This window comes from Methylobacterium sp. E-066, assembly GCF_022829635.1.
Lineage (GTDB): Bacteria > Pseudomonadota > Alphaproteobacteria > Rhizobiales > Beijerinckiaceae > Methylobacterium.
On sequence record NZ_JAKSYO010000060.1, the window covers coordinates 1 to 6,588 of the forward strand.

Annotated in this window: 6 protein-coding genes; 2 read left to right on the plus strand and 4 right to left on the minus strand. The window is 70.1% G+C overall.

The window, feature by feature from the left end:
- Window positions 1-403: 403 nt before the first annotated feature.
- Window positions 404-946 carry a hypothetical protein gene (locus MKL20_RS06965; protein WP_244036066.1) on the minus strand — a complete coding sequence of 181 codons (543 nt, stop codon included), beginning with the start codon at window positions 944-946 and terminating at the stop codon, window positions 404-406.
- A 253-nt stretch (window positions 947-1,199) separates the two neighbouring features.
- A complete protein-coding gene (locus tag MKL20_RS06970) occupies window positions 1,200-1,439 on the minus strand; it encodes a hypothetical protein (RefSeq protein ID WP_244036067.1) in 240 nt (79 codons plus the stop codon).
- A 187-nt stretch (window positions 1,440-1,626) separates the two neighbouring features.
- On the opposite strand from MKL20_RS06970, the gene MKL20_RS06975 reads away from it, so the two are divergent.
- Together MKL20_RS06975 and MKL20_RS06980 are read left to right on the plus strand one after the other, a co-directional pair.
- Entirely contained in the window at window positions 1,627-1,932 is a 306-nt protein-coding gene (locus MKL20_RS06975; protein ID WP_244036068.1) for a hypothetical protein, read from the plus strand.
- A gap of 309 nt (window positions 1,933-2,241) precedes the next feature.
- A complete protein-coding gene (locus MKL20_RS06980; RefSeq protein ID WP_244036069.1) occupies window positions 2,242-2,502 on the plus strand; it encodes a hypothetical protein in 261 nt (86 codons plus the stop codon).
- A 19-nt stretch (window positions 2,503-2,521) separates the two neighbouring features.
- Here MKL20_RS06980 and MKL20_RS06985 read toward each other — a convergent pair whose 3' ends face one another.
- Both MKL20_RS06985 and MKL20_RS06990 read right to left on the minus strand, forming a co-directional pair.
- Entirely contained in the window at window positions 2,522-3,481 is a 960-nt protein-coding gene (locus tag MKL20_RS06985) for a helix-turn-helix domain-containing protein (RefSeq protein ID WP_244036070.1), read from the minus strand.
- A gap of 287 nt (window positions 3,482-3,768) precedes the next feature.
- The gene (locus MKL20_RS06990) at window positions 3,769-6,231 is read right to left on the minus strand and encodes an EAL domain-containing protein (protein ID WP_244036071.1); all 2,463 of its coding nucleotides are present in this window, start codon (window positions 6,229-6,231) and stop codon (window positions 3,769-3,771) included.
- Window positions 6,232-6,588: the final 357 nt, after the last annotated feature.

Below are 6,588 nucleotides of genomic sequence, written 5' to 3' on the forward strand. Positions count from 1 at the left end.
GTTCACACATCGTTGCCGGATGGAAGCAACGGCCGGACCCAAGCGCGTCTCCCTCCCCCCTCTGCGGGGGAGGGTGGGCCTCGCGTCAGCGAGGGTCGGGAGAGGGGAACCCGGCTTCCGGAGGAGGCAGCGCCGGCGTGCAGGCCGGAGCTTTGTCTTGCACCGTCGCTCCCCTCTCCCGACCCCCTTCGGGGGCCACCCTCCCCCGCAAGGGGGGGAGGGAGAGCCGCGGTGTCACCAGCGTATCCTGCCGACCCCGATGTGTGAACGTCGTAGCCCGTGCGGGAGAGGGGACGCGCGCCACACCCAGTGATGTGTGCCAACCGAGACGAGAGAGCGGGCGCGTCACAGCCTACAAGGGTGATCGCGCCTCGAAGAACTTGTGCGCTGCCGATCGCTCACATCACCACAGGTGGCGCGGCAGGCGCCGCTTCCAGCGCTCGCCGGCCTTGAGCGTGTCGCCCTGCCGCGAGAGACGGATCGGGCGCACCGGCATCGCGGCCGGCTGGGCCGGGGCGGCCGTCACCGGAGCGGGCGCACTCGTCGGCTGCCGCGAGATCGCGGGAGCCGGGGTGAAAACGGGCCGTGCCGCCTCGGTAGCAGGCTTCGGCGCGCGCTTGGTGGCCGCCTTGGCCCGGCGCACCCGCGGAAGGCGCTCGATCGTCGGAGCCTCGTCCGCCTCGGCGGTTTCGGGCTCGCTCGCGGTCGCGAACATCGGCATGAGGCTCGGCAGCACCCGGCGCGCCGGGGCCTCGGGCCGCGCCGGATCGGCCAGGACGACGGGGGCAGCTGCCGGCTCGGCCGGCTTGTCGACTGTGACCTCGGGGATGTCCCACCAGAGGTCGTGATTTTCGCGGGGCCGCATGGTCGCGTCGACCAGGGCGACGCGGGAGGTGCGGGTATGCTTGACTTCGACCGTGAACGGCCGCGCGCTCCGGCGCTTCATGTGTGCGGAATTCCTGAAAACAACGTGCCCAACGGCTCATAACGTGCCGGCAACGTTTGAGCATCATACGGGAGCCAACCACCCGTTGTCGAGCGTGGAGATCAACAATCCTGTTCAGTCAGCATAGGCTTTTGTGATGACCTCAAGTGCCGGTGTGACGTCGGCACTGTTGAAGTACTGGGTTCTGCGGCTCGCGCACGCAACGGCAGCACTTCATCGCCGATCGACCCGCTTACCCTGTCCGGGCGAGGCTCTAGCCGCCCCCTCCGCCGCCGCCGCCCGTCCCGGGACCACCGAGATTGCCGTCCTTGTTCGGCGTGTTCCAATGAATGATGCCGTCGTCCGCGGGGCGCAGCCGTGCGGCCGGGACGCGCGGGGCACCGAAGGGCGGGGCCTCGATCGCGCCGCGACGCCCGCGGTTGGCCCGATCCCGCTGAGCGACCGCAGGGGTGCCTGCGAAGACCGCGAGCGCGACCATCAGCCACTTCACCATCGCGCGTCTCATGAACACCCCACGGCGGCCCGAGCGCGCTTCCCGGCGGGGCGGAGATGTCGCGCGGGGGCGGGGCTCATCCGCAGGAAGGCCGTTGCAGGTCACGTCATCAGGAACGGTCCGAGAGCCCGTCGGGTTTCCTCGAAGCCGGGGGCGCGCCTCAGCGGCCCCGGCGAGGAGAGAATCCGTGTTCAAAGTCCCGACGTTGACGGGTGGCCTGTTCGCCGCCAGCCTGTTTCTCGCGCCGCTTCCGGCTGCCGCTGCCCAGATCGGCCTCGGCGCCGTCACCGAACCGGCCCCGGTGGTTGAGCAGGTCCAGTACGGCTATGGCGGTCCCCGCTTCGGACCGGGCTTCGGTGGCCGCCGCCATGGCTACGGCGGCCCGGGCTTCCGGGGCCGGGGTTACGGCTATGGCCGCGGGTACGGGCGTGGCTATGGCCGGCCGCATGGCTTCGGCGGCCCGCGCGGCTACGGGCGTCGCGGCGGCTTCTGACCGCATCCGATCCAGATCCTGATCGTCATGAGCCCGCCCGGCCTTGAAGCCGCGGCGGGCTTCTTCGTGCGCGGCCGGTCCCGGCTCGGGACGGCCGATCCCGCGGCCTCCGCACGGCCTGCTAGCCCTGGCCGGTCATCCTGCCTCACGAGCCGCGTTGCGTATCGGCTCGACCGCGGGTGAGATCGAACGCTCCCCCGCCCCGTGATCGGATCGGGGCGGGGCCGAGCGGCCGGTCCGCCCGGCGCACACGGCTTTGTCATGTCCGCGGTCGTAAAACGGCCGTCTCGTTCCTGCCTGGGTTCCTGCATGCGCCTGACCTTCGCCGCCCTCCTCGTCTGCTGTGCCACGGCCGCCTGCGCCGGGGAGCCGCTCCTGGACGGTCCGGTCACGGGCGGCGGCTTCGGGATGAGCGGCTCGGATTACTACGGCGACATCCGCAGCCGGATGCCGTTCACGCAGGAGGCCTCGCCCCGGCCGATCGGCCTCAGGGATGTCGAGCGCGCGCGGGCGGTCCGGAAGCGCGCGGAGGCGCGAGACCCGGCGCGGCGGCGCACGCCCCACGGCTGAGCCGGCCGGGGCCGATCGCCTATGACGCCGTGAAGAGAGACGCGGCCCGATACGCGCTCGGAGTCATGCCATACTGCCCCTTGAAGCGGCGGGCGAAATGGGCCTGGCTGGCGAAGCCGCAGCCATAGGCCAGGGTGCCGATCGGCAGGTGCCGGACGCCCGGGTCGGTCAGGCGCTTGGCGGCCGTCTTGAGCCGACGCTGCCAGATCCAGTCCGAGATGTGCTGGCCGTGCCCGTGGAACAGCTCCTGCAGCCGGCGCAACGATACGCCGACCGCGGCGGCGAGTTGCGGCGGGTCGAGGGTCGTGTCGCCGAGGTTGGCCTCGACATAGGCCTTGGCGCGCTGAACCACGACGGTGCCGTGCAGCGGCCGCGGAATCTCCCGGGCCAGGCGCTCGGCGATGCTGGCCACGATCAGGTCCGTGCCGGCCGAAGCCATGCGGGCCGCCGCGTCGGGCGGGAGCTTGTGCTGCACGCGGATCAATTCGCGGAAGAAGGTCGAGACCAGGGTCGCCGAGGCGAGATCCGCGGCCACGGTCAGGGCCGTGTAGAGCCGGGTGGACCCGAGCACGTTCTCCAGGCGCTCGCGCGGCAATTGAATCGATAGGCACGTGCTGCCCGTGCTCGTCGTTCTCACGACCGGCCGCTGATCGCTCACCACGAAGTCGCCAGGCCGCTGCACCGAATTCCGGCCATCCTGATCGAACGTCGCCGCGCCGGCGAGTTGCAAGATTGCCAGGACCATGCCCTCGTGGGCCGAGTCCCGGAACATCTCGCCGGTCGCCTCGCTCCGCAAGGCGGTCTGCGAGACGCGGTGCATCGCGACGGAGCCGATCGTGATGACGTCTATCTTGCCGCTGAATAGACCGTCGTCGAGGCGCTGCTGTTGGAGATTGGCGCCCAGATCGAACAGCGTTTCCCACCAGCGTTTGAAGCTATCGCGGGGATGCACCCCGTCAGTCGAAAACAATGTCTGCATGAAGGGTGCTTAAGTACTCGCGTGTGCAGCACGGGAGGATTTTTCCTATCGCGCACAACTGGAATTTTCAAATGGATCAGTATTAAACCTAGGATTGAGGATATGCGGCGGCGACTCTCCCTGAAAACCCCAGGGCTCGCTCGCTGAGGTTGGGCTATCGATTACAAATTGAAAATTGCCTCGGCTCGAACACGGGACGTTGAACCAAGACCGAGCCCGTCCGGCGCCCCCTGTGGCCTGCAGGTGACACGCGTATCAGGCCGCTCGTCCAGCAGGCGCCACACCCGTCAGGCCGTCGCCCGAGCCAGGCGAGCCGGGTGCGCAGCGATGGCCTCCGCGGATTCGGGAAGGCTGAGCATTCCGGCATAGTCGCCGATCGGCTGCGGCTTGCCGAACAGATAGCCCTGCATCTCCCCGCAGGCCTCGTCCGCCAGGAACCGCCGCTGGGCGGCCGTCTCCACGCCTTCGGCGACGACGCCCATGCGGAGGCTCCGGCCCAGGCTCAGCACGGCGCGCACGATCACGGCGGCCTGCGGGTCGACGCCGAGCTGGGCCACGAAGGAGCGGTCGATCTTCATCTTGTCGAACGGGAAGGCCTGCAGGGTCGCCAGCGATGCGTAGCCGGTGCCGAAATCGTCCATGCTGATCCGGACGCCGAACCCCTTCAGGCGCCGCAGGATGCTGATCGCCCGGGCCATGTCGTTGATGATGACGCTCTCGGTGACCTCCAATTCCAGCCTCTCCGGCGACAGGCCGGTCTGGGCCAGCACGGCCAGCACGGTCTCGGGCAGGTCCGGCTTCTGGAACTGCCGCGGCGACAGGTTCACGGCGACTTTCAGCGAGGGCGCCCAGGTCGCGGCCTCGCGGCAGGCCTCGCGCAGGACCCAGTCGCCGAGCGCGATGATCAGCCCGGTCTCCTCGGCCAGGGGCACGAACACGCTGGGCGGGATCTGGCCGCGCGTGGGATGCGCCCAGCGCACCAGGGCCTCGAAGCCGACCAGCACGCCGGAGGCGCCGTCCACCTGCGGCTGATAGTGCAGGCTCAGGGCATCGTCGGCCAGCGCCTGGCGCAGGTCGCTCTCCAGCACCCGGCGCTCCTCCGCCTCCTCGTCCATGTCGGCGGCGAACACCCGGTAGGTGCCCCGGCCCTCGGCCTTGGCCCGGTAGAGGGCGAGGTCGGCCCGCCGGTACAGGCATTCCGCGCTCGCCCCGTGCTCCGGGGCGAGCGCGATGCCGACGCTCAAGCCGACGGCGATCCGCTGGGCGCCGACCCAGAGCGGCGTCTCGAACAGGCCGATCAGGCACTCAGCGATCGCGATGGCCTCCTGGCGGTCGCCCGAGAGCAGGACGGCGAACTCGTCGCCGCCCAGGCGCGCCACGACGCCGTCGCCCACCACCGACCGCAAGCGGTCCGCCACGCTGCGCAGCAGATCGTCGCCGGCCTGGTGGCCGAGCGTGTCGTTCACGCCCTTGAAGCCGTCGAGATCGAGATACAGCACCGCCCCGGTGCCGCCCCGAACGGTGATGTCGGCGAGCCGCGCATCGAGATATTCGCGGAACAGGCCGCGGTTCGGCAGGCCGGTCAGGATGTCGTGCCGGGCGAGGCGTGCCACCTCGGCCTCCGCGGCCTTGCGCTGGGTGATGTCGGTGAACGTCCGCACGAAGCCGCCATCCTGGAGAGGCACGGTCCGGATCTCGAGCACCAGGCCGTTCGGGCGCACGCGCTCGTGGACATGGGCCTGGTCCAGCCCGCCGCGCTCGATCCAGTCCCGGTACGACCGGTCGGTCCGGTTGCGCTCGCGGTTCTGCAGCTGGTGGCGCAGGACCGCCTTGTAGCTGGGGCTGGCCAGCATCATCGCCCGCGGCAGATCGAGCAGCGCCAGGGCGCGCTCGTTGCACACCTGAACCAGGCCGCGACCGTCCACCATGATCAGGCCCTGGTCCATGCTGTCCAGGGTCATGTCGAGCAGCAGCGTCTTCTCGCGCAAGGCGACGCCCTGGCGGGCGAGGGCGGCGTTGATCGTGCGCAGATGGTCGAGCATCAGGGCCAGCGCCGCGAAGGCCAGGATCACCGCCATCATCACCGCGATGCCGCCCGCCACCGCACCGCGGGCGAGGCCGAGATCCGGGGTTTCCAGCGCCGGGTCCGGGATCACGCGCGCCGCCGCCATGGCCAGGAAGTGCAGCCCGGCGATGGCCGCCGTCAGGATCGTCGCAGCAGTCATCCGGGTCTTGGCGTCGCCGCGGCGGACGTGCACCATCAGGGCGGCGCCGGAGAGGCCGCAGCCGATCGCGGTCGCGGCCAGCGCCAGCGCCGGATCCCAGTCGAAGCGTCCGGGCAGGACCACCCCCGCGATGCCGAGGAAGTGCATACAGGCGATGCCGCCGCCCAGGACCAGGCCGGCGACGGCTCCGGCCCAGGACGCGTGCTGATGCGCGGCCCGCAGGAGCGTGAAGGCGACCAGGGCGCCCGCGACGGCGACGACCAACGACAGCAGCGTCGTGGCCATCTCGTAGCCGACGACGACGCCGGGATCGTAGCCGAGCATGCCGATGAAGTGGGTGCTCCAGATCCCCGCGCCGGCCGAGAAGGCAGCGGCCAGCAGCCAGGCGGGCGCGGAGGCGCCGCCCTTCCGGACACGCTGTTCCAGAAGCAGGGCGACGTAGCAGGAGATCCAGCAGACGCAGGCGGCCAGGGGCACCACCCAGGGTGTGTGCTGGTCGGTCAGGCAGGCCAGAGCGCGGTACATGGAAAGCCTCGCCGTGCGGCAACACGGGAGCACGGTAGCGGGTCGATACTAATCAGAAGTTGCATATTCGGTTGCGATTTTGCCTTGGCAACTGGTTTTCAGGGACGAACGCCCCGGCTCATCCCCGACAGTCGATACGGATTCTGAGGTACAGGCGCCGCTGCAGGCCGCGAGCGACTCCATCCCCCTCTGCGGGCTATCGGATTCACCCATACCCGGATGTGGCGCGGGTCCCCTCTCCCGTGCGGGAGAGGGACAGGGTGAGGGATGCGCGTTTTCCGGAAAGACCTGGTCCCTCACCCCAACCCTCTCCCGCACGGGAGAGGGGGCGCGTGGCGGCTTTCGCAAGCCGATGTG

Bases quoted from the DNA above. Each gene is read 5' to 3' on its own strand.
- MKL20_RS06985 (WP_244036070.1), bottom strand. From the start codon at position 3,481: ATGCAGACATTGTTTTCGACTGACGGGGTGCATCCCCGCGATAGCTTC.
- MKL20_RS06980 (WP_244036069.1), top strand. From the start codon at position 2,242: ATGCGCCTGACCTTCGCCGCCCTCCTCGTCTGCTGTGCCACGGCCGCC.
- MKL20_RS06970 (WP_244036067.1), bottom strand. From the start codon at position 1,439: ATGGTGAAGTGGCTGATGGTCGCGCTCGCGGTCTTCGCAGGCACCCCT.
- MKL20_RS06965 (WP_244036066.1), bottom strand. From the start codon at position 946: ATGAAGCGCCGGAGCGCGCGGCCGTTCACGGTCGAAGTCAAGCATACC.
- MKL20_RS06990 (WP_244036071.1), bottom strand. From the start codon at position 6,231: ATGTACCGCGCTCTGGCCTGCCTGACCGACCAGCACACACCCTGGGTG.